Source organism: Nitrobacter sp. (assembly GCF_051535215.1).
Taxonomy (GTDB): Bacteria; Pseudomonadota; Alphaproteobacteria; order Rhizobiales; family Xanthobacteraceae; genus Nitrobacter.
This window is the reverse complement of record NZ_JBPPLY010000004.1, coordinates 193671-217026: the sequence shown is the minus strand read 5'-3', so window position 1 is coordinate 217026 and position 23356 is coordinate 193671. Positions and strand designations below refer to the sequence as shown.

22 protein-coding genes and 1 pseudogene are annotated in these 23356 nt (G+C 63.0%); 13 read left to right on the top strand and 10 right to left on the bottom strand.

What is annotated here, in order from left to right; genetic code table 11:
• Window positions 1-563: 563 nt before the first annotated feature.
• A complete protein-coding gene (locus ACS3WB_RS07225) occupies window positions 564-998 on the bottom strand; it encodes a hypothetical protein (RefSeq protein WP_438274885.1) in 435 nt (144 codons plus the stop codon).
• Window positions 999-1042: 44 nt separating this feature from the next.
• Here ACS3WB_RS07225 and ACS3WB_RS07220 point away from each other — a divergent pair, with 44 nt between their 5' ends.
• Window positions 1043-1657, top strand: a complete 615-nt coding sequence (locus ACS3WB_RS07220) for a hypothetical protein (RefSeq protein WP_438274884.1) — start codon at window positions 1043-1045, stop codon at window positions 1655-1657.
• A gap of 9 nt (window positions 1658-1666) precedes the next feature.
• On the opposite strand, the gene ACS3WB_RS07215 is transcribed toward ACS3WB_RS07220, so the two are convergent.
• Entirely contained in the window at window positions 1667-2203 is a 537-nt protein-coding gene (locus ACS3WB_RS07215) for a SixA phosphatase family protein (protein WP_438274883.1), read from the bottom strand.
• A gap of 176 nt (window positions 2204-2379) precedes the next feature.
• On the opposite strand from ACS3WB_RS07215, the gene ACS3WB_RS07210 reads away from it, so the two are divergent.
• The 6 genes from ACS3WB_RS07210 to ACS3WB_RS07185 all read left to right on the top strand — a co-directional run bounded on the left by ACS3WB_RS07210 (window position 2380) and on the right by ACS3WB_RS07185 (window position 12116).
• Entirely contained in the window at window positions 2380-3822 is a 1443-nt protein-coding gene (locus ACS3WB_RS07210) for an NAD(P)/FAD-dependent oxidoreductase (protein ID WP_438274882.1), read from the top strand.
• A gap of 214 nt (window positions 3823-4036) precedes the next feature.
• The gene (gene msrB, locus ACS3WB_RS07205) at window positions 4037-4549 is read left to right on the top strand and encodes a peptide-methionine (R)-S-oxide reductase MsrB (RefSeq protein WP_438274881.1); all 513 of its coding nucleotides are present in this window, start codon (window positions 4037-4039) and stop codon (window positions 4547-4549) included.
• A gap of 219 nt (window positions 4550-4768) precedes the next feature.
• Complete coding sequence (locus tag ACS3WB_RS07200) at window positions 4769-6598, top strand: flagellar hook-basal body complex protein (RefSeq protein ID WP_438274880.1); 1830 nt, start codon at window positions 4769-4771, stop codon at window positions 6596-6598.
• A gap of 50 nt (window positions 6599-6648) precedes the next feature.
• Complete coding sequence (gene flgK / locus ACS3WB_RS07195; protein WP_438274879.1) at window positions 6649-8517, top strand: flagellar hook-associated protein FlgK; 1869 nt, start codon at window positions 6649-6651, stop codon at window positions 8515-8517.
• 18 nt (window positions 8518-8535) lie between these two features.
• On the top strand, window positions 8536-10299 hold the full coding sequence (locus ACS3WB_RS07190; RefSeq protein ID WP_438274878.1) for a flagellar biosynthesis protein FlgL: 1764 nt from the start codon (window positions 8536-8538) through the stop codon (window positions 10297-10299).
• Between the two features lie 338 nt (window positions 10300-10637).
• Complete coding sequence (locus ACS3WB_RS07185) at window positions 10638-12116, top strand: pyridoxal phosphate-dependent decarboxylase family protein (protein WP_438274877.1); 1479 nt, start codon at window positions 10638-10640, stop codon at window positions 12114-12116.
• Between the two features lie 24 nt (window positions 12117-12140).
• Here the strand turns inward: ACS3WB_RS07185 and flbT are convergent, their stop codons facing one another.
• On the bottom strand, window positions 12141-12572 hold the full coding sequence (gene flbT, locus ACS3WB_RS07180; protein ID WP_438274876.1) for a flagellar biosynthesis repressor FlbT: 432 nt from the start codon (window positions 12570-12572) through the stop codon (window positions 12141-12143).
• Window positions 12573-12927: 355 nt separating this feature from the next.
• On the opposite strand from flbT, the gene ACS3WB_RS07175 reads away from it, so the two are divergent.
• The 4 genes from ACS3WB_RS07175 to ACS3WB_RS07160 all read left to right on the top strand — a co-directional run bounded on the left by ACS3WB_RS07175 (window position 12928) and on the right by ACS3WB_RS07160 (window position 17455).
• A complete protein-coding gene (locus ACS3WB_RS07175) occupies window positions 12928-14499 on the top strand; it encodes a flagellin (RefSeq protein ID WP_438274875.1) in 1572 nt (523 codons plus the stop codon).
• A 382-nt stretch (window positions 14500-14881) separates the two neighbouring features.
• On the top strand, window positions 14882-16492 hold the full coding sequence (locus tag ACS3WB_RS07170) for a flagellin (RefSeq protein WP_438274874.1): 1611 nt from the start codon (window positions 14882-14884) through the stop codon (window positions 16490-16492).
• Window positions 16493-16695: 203 nt separating this feature from the next.
• On the top strand, window positions 16696-17061 hold the full coding sequence (gene flaF, locus ACS3WB_RS07165; protein WP_438274873.1) for a flagellar biosynthesis regulator FlaF: 366 nt from the start codon (window positions 16696-16698) through the stop codon (window positions 17059-17061).
• A gap of 28 nt (window positions 17062-17089) precedes the next feature.
• Window positions 17090-17455: a hypothetical protein gene (locus ACS3WB_RS07160; protein WP_438274872.1), complete on the top strand. Its 366-nt coding sequence runs from the start codon at window positions 17090-17092 to the stop codon at window positions 17453-17455.
• 11 nt (window positions 17456-17466) lie between these two features.
• Here ACS3WB_RS07160 and ACS3WB_RS07155 read toward each other — a convergent pair whose 3' ends face one another.
• From ACS3WB_RS07155 to ACS3WB_RS07140, 4 genes are all read right to left on the bottom strand, one after another.
• Window positions 17467-17832 (bottom strand): hypothetical protein, encoded by a 366-nt coding sequence (locus ACS3WB_RS07155; protein ID WP_438274871.1) that lies wholly within the window; start codon window positions 17830-17832, stop codon window positions 17467-17469.
• Between the two features lie 291 nt (window positions 17833-18123).
• Window positions 18124-18615 carry a hypothetical protein gene (locus ACS3WB_RS07150; RefSeq protein WP_438274870.1) on the bottom strand — a complete coding sequence of 164 codons (492 nt, stop codon included), beginning with the start codon at window positions 18613-18615 and terminating at the stop codon, window positions 18124-18126.
• Window positions 18612-18959, bottom strand: coding sequence for a flagellar assembly peptidoglycan hydrolase FlgJ (flgJ, locus tag ACS3WB_RS07145; protein WP_438274869.1), 348 nt, complete (start codon window positions 18957-18959; stop codon window positions 18612-18614). Before flgJ ends, ACS3WB_RS07150 begins: the two co-directional genes overlap by 4 nt.
• Window positions 18960-19006: 47 nt before the next feature.
• Window positions 19007-20131 (bottom strand): flagellar basal body P-ring protein FlgI, encoded by a 1125-nt coding sequence (locus ACS3WB_RS07140; protein WP_438274868.1) that lies wholly within the window; start codon window positions 20129-20131, stop codon window positions 19007-19009.
• 336 nt (window positions 20132-20467) lie between these two features.
• On the opposite strand from ACS3WB_RS07140, the gene ACS3WB_RS07135 reads away from it, so the two are divergent.
• Both ACS3WB_RS07135 and dksA read left to right on the top strand, forming a co-directional pair.
• A complete protein-coding gene (locus tag ACS3WB_RS07135; RefSeq protein WP_438274867.1) occupies window positions 20468-20881 on the top strand; it encodes a flagellar assembly protein FliX in 414 nt (137 codons plus the stop codon).
• Between the two features lie 335 nt (window positions 20882-21216).
• A complete protein-coding gene (gene dksA, locus ACS3WB_RS07130; protein WP_292618427.1) occupies window positions 21217-21582 on the top strand; it encodes an RNA polymerase-binding protein DksA in 366 nt (121 codons plus the stop codon).
• A gap of 180 nt (window positions 21583-21762) precedes the next feature.
• Here the strand turns inward: dksA and ACS3WB_RS07125 are convergent, their stop codons facing one another.
• From ACS3WB_RS07125 to ACS3WB_RS07115, 3 genes and pseudogenes are all read right to left on the bottom strand, one after another.
• A complete protein-coding gene (locus ACS3WB_RS07125; protein ID WP_438274866.1) occupies window positions 21763-22095 on the bottom strand; it encodes a hypothetical protein in 333 nt (110 codons plus the stop codon).
• Between the two features lie 81 nt (window positions 22096-22176).
• Window positions 22177-22674, bottom strand: coding sequence for an Hsp20/alpha crystallin family protein (locus ACS3WB_RS07120; RefSeq protein ID WP_438274865.1), 498 nt, complete (start codon window positions 22672-22674; stop codon window positions 22177-22179).
• 80 nt (window positions 22675-22754) lie between these two features.
• Window positions 22755-23023, bottom strand: a pseudogene (locus ACS3WB_RS07115) (Hsp20 family protein).
• Between the last annotated feature and the right edge of the window lie 333 nt (window positions 23024-23356).

Below are 23356 nucleotides of genomic sequence, written 5' to 3'. Positions count from 1 at the left end.
TGAAGCGCGGTCAGCAGCCGATGCATTCGTCCTCCCGCTGACGTCCCGAATTCGAAGTCCGCTTGTCCTTGCGAAAACCTCTCATGCGAACTTGGAATCCAGCGACACCAGGTACCTCGTTATTCTCAGTCGGTCAGGAGCGGTTTGCTGTTCGCTTGAAAAAGCGAACGTCTCAACCAGCGCACCCAAAATCACGACACGTTTCGAGCCGATTGGGGAGAAGAATGGCAAGCGGCTGTTAGGTCACTCATACGCGAAAAATTCCACAAGACAAAACGGCGGGTTGGTCTAAGGGGCGTCGTCATGGTCGAATGCGGCCTGCGCCATCATCGATCGAAAAGTCATCAGGACAGCACCTGCTGCAGTGGCGCGCAAACGATCACCCGTGCATATAGGCATAAAACCCCGCCGGTTCCATGGCCGTTTTGAGCCTCGTTCCATGCGGACATGCAAGGTGGCAGCATTGATGTATCGGTTGAATGACATGTTGCGCCGGGAAACAATCCGTGAAGGGTCGCATGACAGGTCATACCCGGGTCGGCAATAACCAAAACCATGCGCCATCATGTCTTGCGTAGCGCGAAATATGCGCCGCAGAAAGCCATCGCTGTGCCAAGGCCGAGCACGGCGAGCCCGGCGACGAGGCTTGCAAGCGTCGGCACCGCGGTTGGCGCCGAGGCGGCCTGTCCCGCACTCGCCAGAAACAGCACGGCGATGGCGATCAGGAATTGCCGCAGCCGTTGCTGAATGCGGCCCGAGGGTGCGCTGTGCATCAGCGTCGCGACAAAATAGCTGCCGGAGAAGCCCGCCGTTGCCACCAGCCACCAGGCAATCGCGGCGCCCGCCGGCATGAAGTCTTTTGAATCGGTACGCCAGAGGCCGCCGAGGTCGAAGCCGATCTGCGCCCCGAGCATGTGCACCGCAAGCGCGAGCAATATGCCGGACACCATCGCGCTGCCGAGAATCAAGTGGCGCGGAAAATTAGCCGTTTCAGCCATGAGGGATTTGTAGGGTAGAACCCGCACCACGAGCAAGAAATTGTATGCAGGAAATCGAGCGAAGGATCGCAATCGTGCCGCCGCCCGAAATTTCGCCAGCCGGCCTCGGCTACGCCTACAGGGCATCCCTGATGGGATCGGCGCACCGGTTCAAGCTCGAGGACGATGGAATATCCTGGCAGGTGGGCCGCAGATCGGGGACATGGCGGTATGCGGACATCGCAACGGTGCAGATGTCGTATCGGCCGATGTCGATGCAATCGCGGCGATTCCGCGCCGACATCAAGCATCGCGACGGCGGCCGTATCGTCGTGATGTCCACCACCTGGCAGACGCTGGCGCTGATGGCCGCACAAGATAACAGCTATCGCTCCTTCATCGTCGAACTGCACCGGCGGCTCGGCGAACATGGCGGGCGAGTTTTGCTCGTTGCCGGTCTCAATCCCGTACTTTATTTTGCCGGCGCGGGCGCGCTGGCGTTGCTGGCGGCGGCGTTGGCCGCTCTGCTGGTGCGGGCGCTGGTCACGGGCGAATGGGCAGGCGTGCTGTTCATTGCCGGACTGTCGGCGCTGTTCGGCTGGCAGATCGGCGGCTTCATGCGTCGCAACCGGCCGCGCGCCTACGCCTTCGACGCGTTGCCGCAGGATCTGCTGCCGTGAGAGCCGACGCTAAGCCTCCTTCAGCAGTTTCGGGCTGACGAATTGTGCGAGTTGTCCGCCTCCGAACGCGATGCCATCCCACCTCTCGATGGGAAAATCGATCACCACAAGTCCCGACGTCGGCAGGTTGCGGGTCAGCGCTGCACGCCCGGTTACGGTCCCGCCACCGATCAGGCCGAGGGAGAGTTCGTGCAGGCCGGGATTGTGTCCCACGATCATCAGGCGTTTCGAATTCCGCGCGGCAGCAGAGCGAATGAGCGTCAACAGTTGCGTCGGCTGGGCGCCGTAAAGATCCGGCAAATGCGCTGCAAGCTCTTGCGGCATCTCGTCCGACATCTGTTGCTGGATGATATCCCAGGTCGCGCGCGCCCGCACGGCGGTCGAAACGAATGCGAGATCTGGCAGCAGAGGTTGCTGTCCGGCGAGCCAGGAGCCAAGTTCGGCGGCATCCTTGCGGCCCCGCGCGGCGAGGGGACGATCCCGGTCCCTGCCGCTCGGGGCATCGCTCTCGGTCTTGGCGTGTCGAAGCAGCAACAGGCGGCGCATGACGCGGTCCCGATTCGGCGTTGAAGCATGACCCGGAAGGCGGGATGCAGGTTCCGACTCCTGCGGCTTAATCCACAACCTTGCGTCGGACAAGGTGACGGGGGTAGTGGAGAGGACCCCGCTTCGCCGCAAGCACGGACGCCAATGTCAAATCCAGAACTTCGGAAGGAAACCCGATGACTTCGGAGGGCACAGGTGCGGCCGATGGTCCCGGCGGCACAGAGTCCACCGCTGCTGCGCTGCAACGCGCCGGCCTGACCGTCGATCTCGATGTCGAGGTTTGCGTCGTGGGAGCAGGTCTCGCCGGTCTTACCGTGGCGCTGGAGGCGGCGCGGGCGGGCGCGAACGTCGTCGTGCTCGAGGGACGCCATGTTGGCTGGAATGCGTCCGGCCACCATCTCGGCACGGTGATGCCGGGTTATGCGCTTCCGCTTTCCGATCTGATTGCGCGAGTGGGGTTCGACGACGCCTACGAACTCTGGTCGCTGTCGCGAGCGGGCCTCGACTATGTTCGCACCCATGCCGCCGAGCACGTCATTCCCGGCCTCGGGCTGACTGAAGGCGCGCTTGAAGTATCCAATGTCGATATCGGTGACCGGCTGATCAGCCGCCTGCAAATGCTGGCTGAAGATTTCGCGACCGAGGTGGAGGGATGGCAGGTCGATCGCGTCCGCGACACCCTGCGCACCGGCCGGTATTTTCATGCGGTGCATTATCCGCGCGCTTTCCAGATCGACGGGCGCAAATACGTTCATGGCCTTGCGGAGCTTGCGCGCAACGCCGGCGCGCGCATCTTCGAGGACACGCCGGTGGTCAGTATCGATCCGTTCGGGATTCGTAAGCGCATCGTCACGCCGAAGGCCCGGCTGCGGGCATCCCACCTCGTGCTTGCCGGTAATATCCATCTCGGAGATGCGTTGCGGCGATTGTCCGGTACGCTGGTGCCGGTCTGGCGCCATGCCGCCGTCACCGCTCCGCTGGGCGCGCGGCTCGCCGAGGCTGTGACGTTTCAGGGCTCCGTCGTCGATACCGACGGGATCGACCATTTCCGGATTGTCGGCGGCGACAGGCTGATGTGGGCCAGCCCGGAAACCACCTGGGATGCGCAATCCGAGCGCCAGACCGGGGCAATCTGCAGACGCATCCGCACGATCTTTCCGCAGCTCGGCGCGGTGGAGATCGCGAAGGTCTTCTCCGGCGCGATCGGACAGACCGTGCACGGCATGCCGCAGATCGGCCGTCTGTTGCCCGGACTGTGGGTCGCGAGCGGTTTCGGCCGGCAGGGATTGAGTACGTCTGCGATGGCGGGGCAACTGATCGCCGGCGGCATGCTGGAAGGCGACGACCGCTGGAGACTGTTTTCACCATTCGAACTGGTATGGGCTGGCGGAAACATCGGACGTGCCGCCGGCTACGCCATCGGCCTGGCGGAGCGGACGCGCTCCGCTGCTGCCGGCTCGCTGGCGCGCTATCGGGAACGCTCGCGCATCAGGGCGAGAGAGAAAGAGACCAGACTCGCCGAGGCCAACCGTCGAGCGGGAGCGCGCCCGCCGCGCTCCGCCGCTCGCCAGCCGCAGCCGGAGCGCCTCGAGGAAACGGCCGATACTCCCTCCCCATGACAGGAAAGGGTTGGAGTGGGGTCATGCTCGGATCACGCCGGTTTGCGCGACGCGCGCAAGAGTGCGGCCATGGCAATCGACCGTTCCGCCCGGGGGAGGTGAGGCGGCTCGCAGGAAAGTGAGTAAATTCCCGGCGTGTCAGTGTGGTTTCGGGGCAGGTGAACCCGTATTTGGTCCATTGACCCGGTTTGATTGTCACGGAGGTAAGGTAGCCATGATCGACCGCCGTATCCTGCTCGCATCCACCGCCGGTCTCGCGGGCCTGCTCGGCTTTCGCTGGTTGCGCGGAGAGCCCGCCCGCGCCGAGACAAAACCCGCCCAAAAGTTCGAAATCGAAAAGACCGACGCTGAATGGCGGACGCAACTCACGCCGCAACAGTACCGCATCCTGCGTCAGCACGGCACCGAGCCGCCTTTCACCAGCCCGCTGCTCAAGGAGCATCGCAAGGGCATCTTCGGGTGCGCCGGCTGCGACCTTCCACTCTATTCGTCGGAAACGAAATTCGAAAGCGGCACCGGCTGGCCGAGCTTCTGGAAGCCGCTGGACAACGCAGTCGGCGAAACGCGGGATACGACGTTCGGGATGGCCCGCACCGAGATCCACTGCCGCCGCTGCGGCGGGCATCTCGGCCATGTCTTCGACGACGGCCCGAAGCCGACCGGCCTGCGCTACTGCATGGATGGGCTGGCGCTGGTCTTCCACCCGGCATCGCCGTCGGCGACGTAGCGATCTACCAAAAGTCGCTCGAAAATACTGCGATCCCCCGGCAAGAGTTGCCCCGCCGGGCAAGAATGCCCCGGTTCACGGACCGGCGCTTTTTGTTTAAAGAGCTGAAATAGCTCGATTATTTCAGTTGGCATGGAGCTTGCGACGTCGTTTCCGACTGCGGCCGTGGTTTTGGCTGACCTCCGGCGGGGCCGCCCGGATCGAGTTGGAGACGATGTCATGGGTATTTTCGACGCATTGAATACGTCTGTCGGTGGTTTGCAGGCGCAATCCTTTGCGCTGCAAAACATCTCCGGCAACATCGCGAACGCCCAGACCACCGGCTACAAGGGCATCGCCACTGCCTTCAGCGATCTGATCCCCGACTCGACCACCCCGAACCGTCAGGTCGCCGGCGGCGTGACGGCCTATTCGGTCGCGACCATCAGCAGCCAGGGAACGGTATCGGCCTCGACGGTCGGCACTTACATGGCGATCACCGGCGACGGTTTCTTCAATGTCCAGTCGCCGACGGGGCGGGTGGACAACCAGCCGGTGTTTTCGGGTGTGACCTACTACACACGGCGCGGCGATTTCCAGGTCGATGCCAACGGCAACCTCGTCAACAGCGCCGGCTACTACCTGATGGGCGTGCCGGTCGATCCCAAGACCGGCAATCCGCTGGGCAATGTGCCGCAGGTGCTGCAGTTCCAGAACAACTTCGTTCCCGCGCAGGCCACGACGACGCTGCAATACGCCGCCAATCTTCCGGCCGTGCCGACGACGCTTGCGAGTTCGACTGCGACCGCCGGCACCATCACCGCGGCCGGCGGATTGAATCCGTCCGACTTCTCTACGAATTTCAATCCGCTTGTGGTCGGCACGCCCGCGCCGCCCTATACCGACAGTACCACCACCGGTTCTGCGGCGACCAACCAGCAGACGCCGCCGGTCGCGATCACGAGTGCGACGCTGCTGTCCGGCACGGCGCCGAGCAACTCGCTGCCCACCGGTTTCGCGGTCGGCGATACCATCACCGTCGATGGCACTACGATCACATTCACTACCGCTGCAACAGGTTTGCAGGATGCCACCCACGTCCGCATCGACGACACGGTCGGCGATCTTCTGGGCAAGATCGGCGCGATTACTGGACAGGCTCCGACGATCGATGCCAGCACCGGCGCGATCACGCTGCATACCGGCACCGCGCAGAACCTCTCGGTGACGAGCGCCTCCGCCGGCTGGACGGCGATGGGTTTTGGCGCCACCACCAATATCGCGCGCGGCGGCGGCGGCACACCCGGCGCGGGTGTCGTGATTGCCAACGATCAGACCGTCTTCCAGCAGCAATCGATCAGCGGCGGCGCGGTCACAGTCTATGATGCGACCGGCACCGCGGTGAACCTGCAATTGCGCTGGGCCAAGTCCGACAGCGCCTCGCTGGGCGCCGGTCATTCCGATACCTGGAACCTGTTCTACCAGGCCAATCCGAACGCCACCAACACGCAGGCGGCATGGATTAACGTCGGCACCAATTTCACCTTCGGCACCAACGGCCAGCTGTCGAGCCCGGCCGGGTCGTCCATCACCATTCCCAACGTCAGTGTCGGAACTCAGTCGCTCGGCAACCTCTCGCTGAATTTCGGCTCCGGTGGCCTGACCCAGTATGCCAGCAGCGGCGGCAACGCCACCGTCAACGCGATCAACCAGAACGGCTACGCCGCCGGCCAGTTGCAGTCGGTCGCCGTCAATAATGACGGCGTCGTGGTCGGCACCTTCTCGAACGGGCAGAACCTCTCCCTCGCGCAGGTGTCTCTGTCTCACTTCAACGGCACCAACTACCTCAAGGCGCTCGACGGTGGCGCATATGCAGTGACCGACGAGTCCGGACCTGCGATCGCGGGCGCGGCCGGACACATCAGCGGCTCCTCGCTCGAGGGCTCCAACACCGACATCGCCGACGAGTTCACCAAGCTGATCGTGACCCAGCAGGCCTACTCGGCGAACACCAAGGTCATCACCACGGCGAACAGCATGGTCCAGGATCTCCTGAACGTGCTGCGCTAGAGCGCGATCCCTGAAAAGTGGATTGATCCTTTTTCGAGGCGGGCAATAAGATGAGTTTGAGTTCGGCCCTCTCCATCGCGATGTCAGGCCTGCGTGCCAATCAGGCGGCGCTCTCGATCGTCTCGGGCAATGTCGCCAATGCGAACACGCCCGGCTACGTCTCGCAGACGCTGGTGCAGGACGAGATCATCACCGGCAGCACCGGCGCCGGTGTTCGTGTCATCGGCGTCAACCGCACGCTCGATACCTACGTGCAGTCACAGTTGCGCACGGAGAACGCCGGCGGCGCCTATGCCGACCAGATCGCGAACGTGCTCGGCCAGTTACAGAATGTCTATGGAACGCCCGGCAACGACGGAACACTGGAAGCGGCCTACAATAACTTCACATCGGCGTTGCAGGCGCTGTCCGCGAGTTCGGGCAACACGGCGGCGCAATCCTCGGTGCTGAACACCGCGCAGGCGCTGGCGCAGCAGCTCAACGCCACCACCAGCGGCATCCAGACGCTGCGCTCCAACGCCGAGCAGGACCTCTCGGTATCGGTGTCGCAGGCGAACGCGGCGATGCAACAGATCGCTGCGATCAATCAGAAGCTGCAGGGCATGACCGCCCAGGATCCGGCCGCCGCGACGCTGATGGATCAGCGCGACAGCGCGGTCGACCAGCTCTCCCGATTGATGGACATCCGCGCCGTCACCGACGGCTCCAATCAGACGTCGGTGTTCACGACCTCAGGAATCCAGCTTGTCGGCGGCGTGCAGGCTTCGACGCTGTCGTTCAATGCGCAGTCGTCGCTCACCGCGAATTCGCAATGGAACGCCGATCCGGGCAAGTCGAGCGTCGGCACCATCATGTGCCAGCTTCCGAACGGCGCCAAGATCGACATGATCGCCTCGCAAGGCATCAATTCCGGCCAGATCGCAGCCGACGTGCAGTTGCGCGACAAGACGCTGGTGCAGGCGCAGAACCAGATCGACCAGATGGCGGCGACGCTCGCCAGCGCGCTGTCCGATGTTACGACCGGCGGCACGCCGGTCGCCGGTCCTCCATCGGGTTTCGACCTTGATCTGTCGAACGCGCTGCCGGGCAACTCCTTCAACGTCACTTACACCGACTCGAGCAACGTATCTCATACAGTAACTGTCGTGCGGGTGGACGATCCCACGGCGCTGCCGATACCGAACACGGCCTCGAATCCGAACGACAAGGTGATCGGCGTCAATTTCTCGGGTGGGCTCGGTTCGATCGTGGCGCAATTGAATGCGCAAGTCGGCAGCACGGCGCATCTGACGTTTTCCGCGTCGGGCTCGCAGTTGCGCGTCACCGGCGACGGCTCGGGTGTCTCCACCGTGACAGCGGCCTCGACCACAACCACGGCGCAATCGCTGACCTCGGGCAATCCGCAACTGCCGTTCTTCACCGACCGCGCCGCGCTCTATACCGGCGCGATCTCCGGCACGGCATCGCAGATCACGGGGCTGGCCGGGCGCATCCAGGTCAATGCTGCGCTGCTTGCCGATCCCTCGAAACTCACGGTCTACAGCACTTCGCCGGTGACGCCCGCCGGCGACACCACACGCTCCGACTTTCTCTTCAACCAACTCACCTCGGCGACGTTCAGCTACGCGCCGAATACCGGCCTCGGGTCCACGGCTTCGCCCTTCAAGGGCACGCTGCCCGCGTTCCTGCAGCAGTTCGTCAGCGTGCAGAGCAGCGCGGCAACGACGGCGAAGCAGGTGGCGCAGGGTCAGGATATCGTCGTCAATACGTTGCAGGAGAAATTCAACGCCAAAGCGGGCGTGAACATCGACACCGAGATGACAAACCTGATCGCGCTGCAGAATTCCTACGCGGCGAACGCGCATGTGATGTCGGTGGTGCAGACCATGATGCAGACTCTGCTGCAGGCTCAAGTGTAACGTGTAAGGGCGGTTCGCATGGCGATCAACGGCATCAGCTTCGGCAACACCATCCTCGGCAGTTCGGTCCAGAATCTCAAGGCGCAGATGGCCGATCTGCAGAACCAGCTCACGAGCGGAAAGAAGTCGACGACCTATTCGGGCATGGGCGCCAACGAAGGGTTTGCGATCGCGGCGCGCGCGCAACTGTCGAACATCGCCGCGTATACCGATACGATGACCAAGATCAACACCAACATCGGGGTCGCCAATACCGCATTGCAGGCGCTGTCCGATATCGGTACGCAGTTACAGAACGCGGCAAACAGCGGATCGCAGGCGCTGAACAGCACCGGCCAAACCGCGGGTCAGCAGACCGCGGTGGCCGAGTTCTCGTCGGTCGTCGGCATCCTGAATACGCAGGCCGGCGACCGCTACATCTTTTCCGGCAGCACGATCTACACCCAGCCGGTCGCTTCGTCTGACCTGATCCTGAACGGCAACGGAGCAGGGCAGGCCGGCTTGAAGCAGGTCATCTCAGAACGCAACCAGGCCGACCTTGGCGCGAGCGGCCTCGGCCGCCTTGTTGTTTCCTCGCCGACCGCGACATCGGTGTCGGTTGCGGAGGATGCGTCGCCCTCGATCTATGGCATGAAGCTCAGCAACGTCACCTCGACGCTGACGGGCGCGACAGTCACCAACACGCCGGCGACGGTCAACCTCGCGACCAATCCGGCGGACGGCGACACCTTCAATTTCACTTTCCTGCAACCGGACGGCAGCAGCACGACCGTTCAATTGACGGCGACGACAACGGTGCCGGCGCCGGCGGGATCGTTCGAGATCGGTGGCTCCGCCGCGGCGACCGCCACCAACCTGAATGCGGCGCTGACCGCCGCGGAGGCGACCGCGTCTCCTTACGGCGCGCAGTTGACCGGCGTCAGCTCGACGAGCGCGGCGGGCGTCACGATCACGCCGGCGCAAGCCTCCATCGACCTCGCCGCCAATCCGGCCGACGGCGATACGGTGAGCTTCACCTTCAACCTGCCGGACGGGACCAGCGAGACCGTGAAACTGACGGCGTCAAGCGCGGTGCCGACGCCGGCCGGCAGCTTCGCGATCGGCGCGACACCTGCGGCGACCGCAGCCAACCTCAACACTGCCCTGACAAGCTCGATCGGAACACTGGCCAAGACGTCGCTGGTTGCGGCCTCCGCCATCCGCGCGACCCATGATTTCTTCGACCAGCCGCCGCAGCGCGTCGACCTCACGCCGCCGGCGACGCTCGCCACGGCAACGGCCGCGGTGAACGGCACGGCTGCGAACACCGTGCAATGGTATACGGGCGATGCAGGTACGGGCTCGGCACGCGCGACCTCGACGGTAAGGGTGGATCCGTCGGTGACGGTTCAATACGGCATCCGCGCCAACGAGGATGCTATCCGTTCGCTGATGGAATCGGTTGCGCTGCTCGCGGCTGTGACGACATCGCCGACCGATCCGAACGGTGCGGGGCAGATCTCGGCGCTCAATTCGCGCGTGGCGCAGAATCTGACCGTCACGCCCGGCAAGCAGAACATCCAGGACATCCAGTCCGATCTCGCCAATGCGCAGACGGTGATGAAGGACGCCACCGCGAGACAGAAACTGACGCAGGCGACGATGCAGAACATCGTCGATCAGGCCGAAAACGTTTCCACCGACGAGGTCGCGAGCCAGTTGCTGGCGCTGCAGACCGATCTGCAAGCCTCCTACCAGACCACCGCGATGCTGTCGCAACTCAGCCTGGTGAAATTCCTCTGACAGCGGCAGTCTCTGCTAGCACGAGGGCGACGCGCGGTCGCGAAGTACCGGCAATAATCGTTCCAAAACCGGCTGCGTTACGCTAATCAGTCGCCTGCGATAGGCGGGGAATTCGGCCGCGCTCCCGCGCCTGGCTCTCGGGCTGGCGGGCAGGATACCGCCAATCATGTCATTAGCCGGCCGGGATGCGGATGCCAGCGATGGCCCGCGCGCGGCGAGGAAGACCATTTCATGCTCAGTTTCGATATTTCACGCGCGTCCAGTCGCCGCGCTGCGTCGCGCGTGAGGCGCGGTGCGCTCGAAGGCGTGCCGCCGCGCGCGTGCAGGGTGTTATCGGCATGACCAAGGCGCGGCCCGACACGCCGCCGGACGCCGGCGAGACGCTCGATCCGGATGACTGGGACGCACTGCGCGCGCAGGGGCACCGGATGCTCGACGATATGTTCGATTACATCGCCGGCGTCCGCGAGCGCCCGGTGTGGCGGCCGATTCCTGCGGACGTGCGCGCGCGTTTTCGCGAGGAGTTGCCGCGGGCAGGGGGCGACCTCGACGAAATCTATCGGGAATTTTCCGACTACATCGCGCCCTACGCCCCCGGCAATATTCACCCCGGCTTCATGGGATGGGTGAACGGGGGAGGCACCGCTGTCGGAATGCTTGCCGAAATGCTGGCTGCGGGCCTGAACGCCAATCTCGGCGGCCGGGATCACATTCCGGTCGAGGTTGAGCGCCAGATCGTTCTGTGGATGCGGCAGATGTTCGGATTTCCCGATACCGCGAGCGGCATCTTCGTCACGGGAACGTCGATGGCGAACCTGATGGGGATCCTGGTGGCGCGCTCGGCGCGGCTCGGACCGTCCGTGCGCGAGCGGGGGCTGCCTGACCGCGGCGGGGGTCTCACCGCCTATACGTCGGTTGTGACGCACGGCTGCGTGGCGCAGGCCATGGACCTTGCCGGATTCGGCACCGACGCCCTGCGGCGGATTCCGGTCGATCGGTGCCATCACATCGAGATCGATGCGCTACGCGCGCAGGTCAGGGCCGATCGCGCGGCGGGTCTTGCGCCGTTTCTGGTGATCGGTTCGGCCGGCACCGTCGACATCGGCGCGATCGACGATCTGGCGGCGTTGCATGCGTTGTGCCGCGAGGAGAATCTGTGGCTGCATGTCGATGGCGCATACGGCGCGCTCGGCGTGCTGTCGCCGGAGATCGCGCCGCGTCTCGCCGGTCTCGAAAGCACCGACTCTATCGCTTTCGACTTTCACAAATGGGGACAAGTGCCTTATGACGCTGGCTTTCTCCTCGTTCGCGACGGCGAGCAGCACCGCCGGACCTTCGCGGCGCCTGCGGCCTATCTGCGCCGGGAGACGCGCGGCCTCGCGGCCGGCTCGCCCTGGCCCTGCGATTACGGACCCGACATGTCGCGCGGCTTCCGCGCGCTGAAGACTTGGTTCACATTGAAGGCCTACGGCACTGAAAAGCTTGGCGAGATGATCGCCCGCACCTGCGCGCTGGCGCGCTATCTGGAAACGAAGATCGCCGCCGAGCCGAAGCTCGAACTGCTTGCGCCGGTGCAACTCAACATCGTGTGTTTCCGCTATCGCGCCACTGACGCCGACCGGGTCAACGCGGAGATCGTCGCGTCGCTGCACGAGTCGGGGATCGCGGCGCCGTCCGCCACCATGCTCGACGGCCGGCTGGCGATCCGCGCGGCGATCGTCAACCATCGCACGGGAATGCGCGATATCGACGTCCTGGTGGCGGCTGTGCTTGAATTCGGCGCGCGCGAAACCGAAGCTCGCACATCTGGAAGCTGAGGCGATCCGCTCGCGGCGCGAGAACTACGCCGATCGCTTCTGCATGGCGTCCGGGCGGGTTGCCGTGGCCTCGCTCATCTCCATCAGCTTCTTTTCGTAGGCGATCAGCTTCTTGACTTCCTTGAGCGCCTTGTAGAGGTCGCCGTTGAGGATGTCGTTGTTGATGCCCTCGATGATCGGCCACGCGCCCGGCATGGTCGTGATGACGTCGCGCAACAGGCTGAAATAGGTGCCGTGGTTGATCTGCGGCTCCGGCGACAGATACATCAGTTGCACCGAGAGGTAGACCAGCTTGGCGGGCGTATCCGCCGTCTCGGGCGTCAGGATGTCCTTCTCGCGAAGGATCGGAATCTTGTCGCCGTCGATCAGAAGGCGCGCGCGTTGATCCGTGTTGGTGACGACACAGGCGCCGATGATGATGCGTTCATGCGGCTTCAGTTCGACTTTCAGCGCCATGGCGGTTTTCCTGCCTTGAAAAGGAGCGTTTCCGGAATGGACGGTAGCCCCGTTCGCCGCGCAAAAATGTGGCGGACGGCCGAGACGCAGCGAGCATCGCGGTACGCTCTTGCCGCGATCCTTTCCCATTGTAGTTAACGATTGGTAAATGGCCCTTGCGGCCTTCGCTGCCAGATTCGTCTAAGCCACGGCTATGACGTCGCAATCCGGCCGCGCGCCTGCACCTGGAAAGGCTTGCGAGTCCGCTATTGGCTTCATGCTTTCTTAGAGTCTTCACATCACTGTGGCGCCTCGTCCGAAGGAATAACTTCGGCGTATGTGCGTCAGTGTATTCACACCAGAAAGGTATGAAAAAATGTCCGATATCGTTCTCTCCGCATCGGTCCGCCAGAATCTGCTCTCCCTCCAGTCCACCGCCGATCTGCTCTCGACCACGCAGAACCGCCTTGCCACCGGCAACAAGGTCAACTCGGCGCTCGACAATCCGACCAACTTCTTCACCGCGCAGGGCCTTAACAACCGCGCCAGCGACATCAACAACCTGCTCGACTCGATCGGCAACGGCGTGCAGGTGCTCCAGGCCGCCAACACCGGCATCACCTCGCTGCAGAAGCTGGTCGACACCGCTAAGTCGATCGCCAACCAGGCGCTGCAGGCGACCACGGGCTATTCCACCAAGTCGCAGGGCACCACCGCCGCCATCACCGGCGCGACGGCTGACAACCTGCTCGGACCGGGTGGCGCTCCGACCGATGCGGCCGCTGCCGCTGGTACTGTCGTCAACAACAGCCTGACATCGCCTGCTCCGATCACCGCGGCGACAACGTTGTCCGGTGGCACCAATACTGACTCGGTTGCGACGGACTTCGTTGCCGGCGACACCATCGTCGTCAACGGTACCACGATCAATTTCGTGGCTTCGGGCGCCACGGGCAACGACCTCAACATCACCGATACCGTCGGCGATGTGATCAGCAAGATCAATTCGATCACTGGCGGTACGTCGACGATCTCCGGCGGTGCGATCACGCTTCACACCGGTACAGCGAGCGACCTGACCGTGAGCGGTACCGGTCTTGCCAAGCTTGGTCTCAGCGCCGGTACCACTGCGCGCACAGCCGGCGCTCCGGCCGCGCTGGAAGGCAAGACGCTGACCATCGCTGCGACCGATGGCGGCACCGCGACCAGCATCACCTTCGGTGCCAGCGGCGTTCACACCCTCGACCAGTTGAACACGGCGCTCGCCGCGAACAACCTGACGGCGTCGATCAGCTCGGCCGGCGCGCTAACCTTCACCACCACCAACGATCACGCCCATGCGACGATCGGTGCGTTTGGTGGTACGGCGGTTGCTGCTGGTGCGGGCCTGTTCGGCGCATCCGTCACCGTCAGTGCGCCGGTGGAAGACGCCAACGCGCAGAACAACCGCGCCACGCTGATCGACCAGTACAATGCGGTGATCGACCAGATCAAAACCACCGCCCAGGATTCGTCCTTCAACGGCGTCAACTTGCTCAACGGCGACCAGCTCAAGCTGGTGTTCAACGAGACCGGCAAGTCCACCCTGACCATTCAGGGCGTGACCTTCGATCCGGCTGGTCTCGGCCTGGCGTCGCTGACGAAGGGCACCGACTTCCTGGACAACGCCTCGACCAACAGCGTTCTGACCTCGCTCAACAACGCATCCGGGACGCTGCGCTCGCAGGCTTCGACCTTCGGCTCGAACCTGTCGATCGTGCAGATCCGTCAGGACTTCTCGAAGAACCTGATCAACGTGTTGCAGACCGGCTCGTCGAACCTGACGCTCGCCGACACCAACGAGGAAGCGGCGAACAGCCAGGCGCTGTCCACCCGCCAGTCGATCGCGGTGTCCGCCTTGGCGTTGGCCAACCAGTCGCAGCAGAGCGTGCTGCAGCTGCTCCGCTGATCCAGCGACATCATCAAACGACGGAAACGGCGGGGGAAACCCCGCCGTTTTTGCATTCGCTGATACCAAAACCTTGCACTGAGGCGTCGTGTCAGCGACGGTCGGCAAGCCATTGATGGAGCAAGCTAGAACCGTTGCGAGACGCGATTTCGAATTTTCGATCCCGTACCGAGCATACTGCGCTAAAGTATTCGGCTGCCTTACGTTTTGTCACCCGACTTCAGGTAGCGCATTCAGATGCACCAAACGGAGGCGAAGGCCCGCGGGGATGATCGGTTAATCTCCTGTTAACCATAAATTAAAACGTCTCGTTCACCTTTCCGGCCAGGAAACGGCGCTCGCCCCGGAGTCGGCGACCGTCCACGGTATGGAAGGGCCAGACATGACCGACATCGTTCTTTCGGCATCCGTTCGCCAGAATCTGCTCTCGCTGCAGTCAACAGCCGACCTGCTGGCCAGAACACAGAACCGGCTCTCCACCGGCAAGAAGGTCAACACGGCGCTCGACAACCCGACCAACTATTTCACCGCTGCCGCACTCGACAACCGCGCCAACGACATCAGCAGCCTGCTCGATGGCATCGGCAACGGCGTGCAGGTGCTGCAGGCCGCCAACACCGGGCTGACGTCGCTGCAGAAACTGGTCGACACCGCCAAATCGGTCGCCAATCAGGTTCTGCAATCCCAGGTCGGCTATTCGCAGAAATCGTCGGTCGACAGTCTGCCTGTCACAGGCGCCACCGCGCTGGACCTGAGGGGCACCACGGCATTTACGAGTGCCGCAGCCACGCCCGGCACCGCCCTGAAGACCGGCACTGCCAATGCCCTCGCAACCGGTGCGACCCTCATCAGCGCGCTGACCAATGGTGCGGTCGCGACGCCGACCGGCCCGGTGGCCGGCGACAGTTTTTCCGTCAACGGCAAGACCATCACATTCGCCGCCTCCGGCGCGGCAACAACCGATCCAAGCGGCAACGTCACCATCGGCATCGATCAGACCCTGAGCGCGCTGGTAGGCGTGATCGATACTCTGCACGGCAATACCGCCGCAGCGTCGGCGGTCGACGGAAGCGGCCAGATCGCGCTCAATACCGGCATCGCTCAAGATCTGACGCTGACGGACTCCACGCCGGCTGGCGTGCTCGCAAAGCTCGGCTTGACCGCTGGGACGACGGCGCGCGGCGGCGGCGCGGGAAACCTCGATGGCAAGACGTTGACGATTGGATCGACCGGCGGCGGCGTCGCCACCACCATCACGTTCGGCGACGGCACCAACGGAACCGTCCGAACCCTTAATGACCTGAACGCGCAGCTTGCCCCCAATAATCTTCAGGCCACCATCAACTCGGCGGGTGTGATCACGATCTCGACCACAAATGAAGCCGCCGCTTCGACCATCGGGGCGATCGGCGGGACGGCGGCCGGCGCAGGCTATGCCTTCAACGGCCTTGTCGCGGCAGCGCCCGTGCAGGATGCCGGAGTCCAGGCGTCACGCGCCGGCCTCGTCAATCAGTACAACAACATCATTCAGCAGATTAACACGACCGCGCAGGACTCGTCCTTCAACGGCATCAACCTGCTCAACGGCGACACGCTGAAGCTGATCTTCAACGAAACCGGAAAATCCGTCCTCACCATCAACGGCTCCAACATGAATGCAGCCGGTCTCGGGTTGTCGACCTTGTCGGTGGGCATTGACTTCCTGGACAACGGTTCGGCCAACAAAGTGATCGCGAGCCTCGATACCGCGTCCAGTACGCTGCGCGCACAAGCCTCGACGCTCGGCTCGAACCTGTCGATTGTGCAGATCCGCCAGGATTTCTCGAAGAACCTGATCAACGTGCTGCAGACCGGCTCCTCGAACCTGACGCTTGCCGACACCAACGAGGAGGCTGCGAACAGCCAGGCGCTGGCCACCCGCCAGTCGATCGCGGTGTCCGCGCTTGCACTGGCGAACCAGTCGCAGCAGAGCGTGTTGCAACTGCTCCGGTGATGGCGGAGCTTTCGGCGTAGCGGCAGTCTCAGGGGACGACGAGGCAGCGCTGCATCCATAGTGCGGCGGCGACGCAGGCTGCTGCATCTGCCTGCCATTTTTTAGACGCATATGAAAACGCGGGGTAACCTATTTTAAAGGCGGTGCTGCTAGATATGAGCGGCGCCGAAGTCCCCGCGCTCGCTGTTTCCCCGAGGTTCTGAATGTCGAACGCTGCTCAAGCCTACGCCCGGACGGCTCATACCTCGTCTTCCCCACGCGAAATCGAAGCCCAGGCATTGCTAAAGGCGGCGCGGCAGCTTCAGGAAATCCACGACAATTGGAGCGGCCCGGACAAGAACATGCACAGCGCGCTGCTGTTCAACCGCCGCCTTTGGTCGATCTTCATGAGCGCGGCGGATAGCGGCAACAACCAGCAGCCGCTGGAGGTTCGTCAGAACATCGCCAATATCGGCGTCTTCGTGATGAAGCAGACGGTCGATATGCAGATCAATCCCGATCCCGCTAAACTGAAGCCGCTGATCGACATCAACTGCAATATCGCGGCAGGCCTGTCAGGGCGGGCATAACGCCGAGCGTCAATGACGGAGCCGTGGCATGGCCGACGTCTTCAGCATTCTGGCATCGAACTACACGACGGTCGGTCAGAACGTCAATCTGAACACCGGGAAGTACGTCAACGTCGATCCCAAGGCGTTTGAAGGCACCTGGAGCGGCAAGTACGCCAACCAGAAGCCATTCTCGGTGACGGTCTCGAACGTCAACGGTTTCCGCGCCAAGGCCAAGTATCAGTACGGCAGCACCGTCAAGTATCAGGACGTCCTGATCAAGAACAACGCGTTCCGGGTCGGTGATTCAAAATTCACGCTGACAAAGGCCGGCACCGCGCAGGTCAACACCGTCATGACGAATCCGGTGACGGGTGCGAGCACGCTCGAAACGGCCTATGTCCATCAGAACTGATCGTCGTGGGGTCACGCCCGCCGGTCGGTGGCCATCGACTGTTGGCGTTCGGCTTTCACCATGTCGAGCGTGCGAAAATAGGCGCGGCGCCGTAGCATTGCCTCGTCGGGGAATTGCTTCACGACCAGACTGGTTCGATTGTCGACGACCTGGTAGACCATCGAGGCGGCATCCCGATCGACGATCACCTGATGCGACAGCGTATCGCTCAAAGCCTGCGGCTGGTTCCGGACGCGCGCACTCACGTCCGCCGCCGTGACGCTCTGGCTCGGCGGAAGTTGAGTCGCCACCGCGTCGACAGCCGCGCTGGGTGCCGGCGCAACGGCAGGCGCTGCAACCGGTGCACCAACCGGCTTGATACTAAAATCCGTGCCCATGGTCGCCTCCTAAGGCTACCTTCGAGTCAAATCCCAACCCCCTTTTGATCGCAAGTCTAGCGGCCGTCTCTCAACGTTGCGTTAGAGAACGTGGTGAACGCGCCGGTTCCATGTCTGCGCTGGTTTGATTCAAATGCGCGGAATTTTCGGCCCCGCATGCCGCGCAGCGCGTCAGCGGTGCGCTGCTGATCCGGAGCCGTCGCGACGGCGGCATGGATGACGGCCCCGCTTTGCGAAGCGGGTCTTCGATTCCGCATCGCACTTGGGAGCGAGCCGGTCGATCGCCGGAGGCTACAGCGAGCGGCTGACCGCGATCGGGCTTGTATGCTGACGCGGTGGCGCGCTGCGCTGTCCGCTCGCCGTGTAGGTTTGCGGTATGGTGCGGCGCTGCGCCTCGGCGCTGACCCCGCGCACGATGCCTTCGGAAACTGCATGCGCCGTCGCAAGCACCGTCAGGTTCACTTGCAGTATCGCGCGGAACATCTCGTGGTGGCGTTGCAGGGCGGCGAGCAACTCCGGTGTCGATCGCGTCATGTAGGCCTGGCTGCCCTTGAACTGGCTGATCGCGCCGGCGTAGCGGCGCGACAACTCGCTTTTCTGCTTCTCGAGCGATATGCCCTCGCGAATCTTGCCTGCGCGCACCAGTTCGGTTTCTCGCTCGATGACGGCGAGCAGCGCATTCATGATGTCGAGCATGCCGTCGGCAAGCCTGCGTGCGTCGGCTGGCGTGGCTGCGGGCGGCAGGGCAGGGGACGCCTGCGTCCCCTCGGATCTCGGCGTCATTCGGCCTCCTTCGGCGCAGGCTTGGCTTCGCTGGCCTGTTGCATGATGAGAGCACGGAACACCGCGTCGGACACACCGACGCCGCCGGCCTTGGCGAATGATTTGGAGTACTGCTCGGTCAGCATCGAACGCCACACCCCGGTGCCCGGCGTGTCGCCGAAAGGACCTTCCCCCTTCAGGCCGGCGGTCATCTGCGAGAACATCGAATTGAGGAACATCGCCTCGAAGTCCTGCGACGTCGTCGTGGCTTTTTGAATGGCCTGCGGAGAAACTTTCTCAAGCGCCTGCTGGAGCTGCGGGTCGGGGCGGCCGTTCAGCATCGGCATCACTGCCTTGCGCGGCATGCTGCGATAGGCGCTTGTGATCAGGCTGCTGTCGATCTGAGACTGCATCACATCACCTCGATATCGGCTTCGATCGCGCCGGCCGCCTTGATCGCCTGCAGAATGCCGATCAGATCGCGTGGTCCGATGCCGAGGCCGTTGAGGCCGTCGACCAGTTCCTGAAGCGACACGCCGTTCTTGACCAGCGCAAGTTTCTTGCCGTCCTCGCTGACGCCGACGGCGCTGCGCGGCGTCACCACCGTGCGTCCGCGTGACAGCGGATTGGGTTGGCTGACCTGCGGACTCTCGGAGATCGATACGGTGAGGTTGCCTTGCGCCACCGCGACGGTAGCGACGCGGACGTCGCGTCCCATCACGATGATGCCGGAGCGCTCATCAATGATGATTTTTGCCGCGATGTCGGGTTCGACCTGCAACTGTTCGATCTCCGTCAAAAGCGCAACGACGTTGCCCTTGAATTCCGACGGGATGGAAAGCTGTACGGTGGAGGGATCGATCGGCTCGGCGGTCTTCGTGCCAAGGAAATCATTGACCGCGGCGGCGATGCGCTTGGCGGTGGTGAAGTCGGCATTGCGCAGCGCCAGCCGGACGTTCGGCATCCTGTTCAGCGCGAATTCGATCTCGCGCTCGACGATGGCGCCGTTGGCGATGCGTCCGTTGGTCGGCACGCCCTTGGTGACGCTGGCGGCGGCTCCTTCCGCCGAGAAACCGCCGATCGCGAGCGAGCCCTGGGCCACCGCATAGACGTTGCCGTCGGCGCCGAGCAGCGGCGTGACGAGGAGAGTGCCGCCTTGCAGGCTCTTGGCGTCGCCCATCGCCGACACGGTCACGTCCATGCGCGTGCCCTGGGTGGCAAAGGCCGGCAGGTTGCCGGTCACCATCACGGCGGCGACGTTGCCGGTGCGGATAGTCGCGCCGCGGATGTTGACTCCCATGCGTTCCAGCATCGCCTGCAGCGACTGCTTGGTGAAGGGAATGTTGTTGAGCGTGTCGCCGGTGCCATTGAGGCCGACGACCAGACCGTAACCGATCAACTGGTTCTGGCGCACGCCTTCGATGTTCGCGAGGTCCTTGATCCGCGAGGTCGCGTGCGCAGGCGTGCCCAGCGGCGCCAGCGCGACAACCGCCGCGGTGACGATCCGGACAATTTTTGAAATACCGACGCCAGGCATCCTCTGCTCCCCGCTGAGGGTTCGGTGCGGAGTGCCGCCACTCCCATGACGGCACTCCGCTGTTAACCATGCGAAGTCCATGCCACCGCCGCGCCGGTCTCATGATGTTGATATCTTTGGATGATCGGCGCCGCAGCGGGACGGGGTGCCAGGGAAGGCGGCGACGAAGTTGCCGTGACCGGGCAGTTTTTGCCGGGTGTTCACGCTTCGTTAACCATAACGGTCCACGGTTCCGTCGTCGGCGTTATTTGTGGCGTGACACTCCGCCCGGTGGCAGTCAGACTCGCGCGCGCCGGCTTAAGTTGTTCGTTCTCATCACAACTCTGTGAGCATGCGATGCGAATTTATGGCCCCAACGGAACGACGTCTGCGTCGCAAGGCACGACGGCGCGGCGGAGCGGCGGCAGCGAATTCTCCTTACCGGATCCGACCGCGGCCACGGAGAACCGCGCCGCCACGGCGCCTAAGCCTGCGGCGACCATCGATGCGCTTCTGGCATTGCAGGGCATCGAGGAGGATCCTGCGGAGCGGCGCAAGCGCTCTGTGCAGCGGGGCAGGAGCGCTCTCGATGTGCTCGATGACCTCAAGATTGCACTTTTGTCCGGTAATTTCGATCCTTCGACAGTGACGCGGCTGCGCACCGCTGCGGCCGATCTGAAATCGTCTTCGGGCGACGCCGGTCTCGATGCGGTGTTGTCGGAAATCGAACTGCGCGTCGAGGTCGAACTTGCCAAGGCCGGTCATTACTGAAAGCCGCAGCGTGCGGTGGTAATGGCGATACCTCGATTATTGTCTCGGCTGGGACTGAGGCTCTTACAGACAATCGTACACGGCGGCGGAGGTGCGCCGGGCCGGTTCCGGTTCCATACCCCGGAAGTCCTCTAATCGGGGGACGAAATGACGGGATTCCGTTCCGGAGTTACGGTCTTTCGACGCGACGATATTGTCTGTCACAAAAGGCCGCTATATAAGCTCGGCCCCAGCCGGCCGGTCCGGCCGCGGCCGAATCGTCCGGCGCTTTGCACGACCATGGAATGCATTTGGAAAAGCTGAAAAATTACAGGCCATCCGAAAAAGAGCCGTTCATGAACGAGCGCCAGCGCGAATATTTTCGCGCCAAGCTGCTGGCATGGAAGGACGAAATCCTTCGTGAATCGAAGGTTACGCTGCAGACGCTTCAGGAAGAGAACGTCAATCATCCTGATCTTGCCGATCGCGCGTCATCGGAAACCGACCGGGCCATCGAGCTGCGGGCCCGCGACCGGCAGCGCAAGCTGATTTCCAAGATCGACGCCGCTTTGCAGCGGATCGAAGACAACACCTACGGTTATTGCGAGGAGACCGGCGAGCCGATTTCGCTGAAGCGGCTTGAGGCGCGGCCGATCGCGACCCTTTCGGTCGAGGCCCAGGAACGTCACGAAAAGCGGGAAAAGATCTATCGGGACGAGTAGGCCGAAGGGTCGTCGGCTTGGGAACCGGAAACAAGCCGATCCCGCCCTGATGCCATCAAAGCCGTAAGCTCCCCGAACGGCGCGACAAGGGAATGGCCCGCGCCGGGGCTGCATTTTCTGTCAGCACCGCTCGCTTATCCGACACGCGCAGCGCTAACCGCTACAACGCCGCCGCTTGAATCAGGCGAACCTTCGCAGAGCGGCGGCCCAAGGCCGCCGCAGCCGCATCGGGACGCCGCCGTGAGGCGGCGGATCGTCGTCGTCCTCGCCGCCGAGACGGCGCAGCGCCGCGAGGATGTCGGCGAGTCGGATCGTGTGATCCATGCCAGGGACATCGCGCAGCGCTGGACAGGATTCGACGGCGAACATGTCGGATGCCCAGGACGACAGGATGATCCGCTTCTCCTGCGCGTTGAGTTTGTTATCGCTCAGAACGTCATCCGGAGACGCGTAGTGCGCAGCCGGATGAAACAAGGGATCGAGATAGCCGGTATTGGTGTTGGCGTTCGTCATGGTGACCTCCCTTCGCGCTCCTTTCCTCGGGATGGCTTTCCAGGATGTTCGGGCGACGGAACGGACCGCCGCCCGTGATCGTCATTGCGTGTTGATCGCGATGCGCTTGATGCCTGCGCGCGGGTTTTCGGACTTCTGCAGCGAGACGGTCAGGACTCCATTCTTGAAAGAAGCCTGGGCCTTGTCCTCATCGACATTATCGAGAGGAATTTGCCGCTCGAAAGAGCCGTAGTAGCGCTCGGAAAAGTACTTGCCTCCGTCTTTATCCTCTTTGTGCTCGCTCTTCTTCTCGCCGCGGATGGTCAGCACGCCGTTGGCGATTTCGATCTGCACGTCCTTCTCCGTCATGCCAGGCAGTTCGGCAGAGACCGTCAGCGTTTTTTCCGTATCGTTAAGCTCGATCTTGGGCCAGCTGAAGCGGCCTTCCATGAGCGGGGTCTGACCGGAGTCGAAGTTGCGGAAGACGTCGTCGAACAGCCGATTCATCTCGCGATGCAATGTCAGGAACGGGTCGAGACTGCCGCGTGCCGGGGCAAGTTCCTGACTTCTCGACCAGGGAATAAGATCACGGATTGCCATGGTTTTCTCCTTCCTCATGTGGAATATGGAACGCGGGCCTGCTTCTGCGCGGCCGCGTTCCGCTGAACCTCGATCGGGCGTCAGGCCGCTTTCTTCTGCCCGATCTTCGAGGAGGAAAACGCTCCGGTGGCGATGTTGATCCGACGCGGCTTCATTGCTTCCGGCACTTCGCGAAGGAGATCGATGACCAGCAAGCCGTCGCGGAACGAAGCCTCTTTCACCTGCACGTAATCTGCCAGGTTGAACACGCGCCGGAACGGACGTGCGGCGATGCCCGGTACAAATACTCGTGAGCGGCGCCTTCCGGCTTTCTGCCCTCGATGGTGAGCGTGTTCTGCTCGGCCGTCACGGTGATGTCATCGACGCCAAAGCCTGCAACGGCGAGGCTGATCCGGTAGTGGTCTTCGCCGAAACGCTCGATGTTGTACGGGGGATAGTTGTCCTCATAGCCAAGTCCTCCAAAGAGCAAGATGGATACGAAGGGAGCACCAGAGGGAGGCTTCGGGTATGATCGCCGACTCCGATCCCAGGGCCCTTGCCGGACCCGTACGTTAAGGCGTCCGGCACACCGCCGTAGCGGTGAAAAACGACTTAGAAAAACCAAAAGCCGTTTCAAGAGGGCGACGAATAAAAAATTTCTGCGACGTCGGGGCTTGCCCGGCGCCAAGAAACTAAAATTCCC

Coding starts and splice junctions, on each gene's coding strand:
- ACS3WB_RS07155 (WP_438274871.1), bottom strand. CDS start 17,832: ATGGGCACGGATTTTAGTATCAAGCCGGTTGGTGCACCGGTTGCAGCG.
- ACS3WB_RS07215 (WP_438274883.1), bottom strand. CDS start 2,203: ATGCGCCGCCTGTTGCTGCTTCGACACGCCAAGACCGAGAGCGATGCC.
- ACS3WB_RS07210 (WP_438274882.1), top strand. CDS start 2,380: ATGACTTCGGAGGGCACAGGTGCGGCCGATGGTCCCGGCGGCACAGAG.
- ACS3WB_RS07170 (WP_438274874.1), top strand. CDS start 14,882: ATGACCGACATCGTTCTTTCGGCATCCGTTCGCCAGAATCTGCTCTCG.
- flgJ (WP_438274869.1), bottom strand. CDS start 18,959: ATGCCGCGCAAGGCAGTGATGCCGATGCTGAACGGCCGCCCCGACCCG.
- ACS3WB_RS07175 (WP_438274875.1), top strand. CDS start 12,928: ATGTCCGATATCGTTCTCTCCGCATCGGTCCGCCAGAATCTGCTCTCC.
- ACS3WB_RS07190 (WP_438274878.1), top strand. CDS start 8,536: ATGGCGATCAACGGCATCAGCTTCGGCAACACCATCCTCGGCAGTTCG.
- ACS3WB_RS07150 (WP_438274870.1), bottom strand. CDS start 18,615: ATGACGCCGAGATCCGAGGGGACGCAGGCGTCCCCTGCCCTGCCGCCC.
- msrB (WP_438274881.1), top strand. CDS start 4,037: ATGATCGACCGCCGTATCCTGCTCGCATCCACCGCCGGTCTCGCGGGC.
- dksA (WP_292618427.1), top strand. CDS start 21,217: ATGAACGAGCGCCAGCGCGAATATTTTCGCGCCAAGCTGCTGGCATGG.
- ACS3WB_RS07125 (WP_438274866.1), bottom strand. CDS start 22,095: ATGACGAACGCCAACACCAATACCGGCTATCTCGATCCCTTGTTTCAT.
- ACS3WB_RS07185 (WP_438274877.1), top strand. CDS start 10,638: ATGACCAAGGCGCGGCCCGACACGCCGCCGGACGCCGGCGAGACGCTC.
- flgK (WP_438274879.1), top strand. CDS start 6,649: ATGAGTTTGAGTTCGGCCCTCTCCATCGCGATGTCAGGCCTGCGTGCC.
- ACS3WB_RS07140 (WP_438274868.1), bottom strand. CDS start 20,131: ATGCCTGGCGTCGGTATTTCAAAAATTGTCCGGATCGTCACCGCGGCG.
- flbT (WP_438274876.1), bottom strand. CDS start 12,572: ATGGCGCTGAAAGTCGAACTGAAGCCGCATGAACGCATCATCATCGGC.
- ACS3WB_RS07200 (WP_438274880.1), top strand. CDS start 4,769: ATGGGTATTTTCGACGCATTGAATACGTCTGTCGGTGGTTTGCAGGCG.
- flaF (WP_438274873.1), top strand. CDS start 16,696: ATGTCGAACGCTGCTCAAGCCTACGCCCGGACGGCTCATACCTCGTCT.
- ACS3WB_RS07120 (WP_438274865.1), bottom strand. CDS start 22,674: ATGGCAATCCGTGATCTTATTCCCTGGTCGAGAAGTCAGGAACTTGCC.
- ACS3WB_RS07135 (WP_438274867.1), top strand. CDS start 20,468: ATGCGAATTTATGGCCCCAACGGAACGACGTCTGCGTCGCAAGGCACG.
- ACS3WB_RS07220 (WP_438274884.1), top strand. CDS start 1,043: ATGCAGGAAATCGAGCGAAGGATCGCAATCGTGCCGCCGCCCGAAATT.
- ACS3WB_RS07160 (WP_438274872.1), top strand. CDS start 17,090: ATGGCCGACGTCTTCAGCATTCTGGCATCGAACTACACGACGGTCGGT.
- ACS3WB_RS07225 (WP_438274885.1), bottom strand. CDS start 998: ATGGCTGAAACGGCTAATTTTCCGCGCCACTTGATTCTCGGCAGCGCG.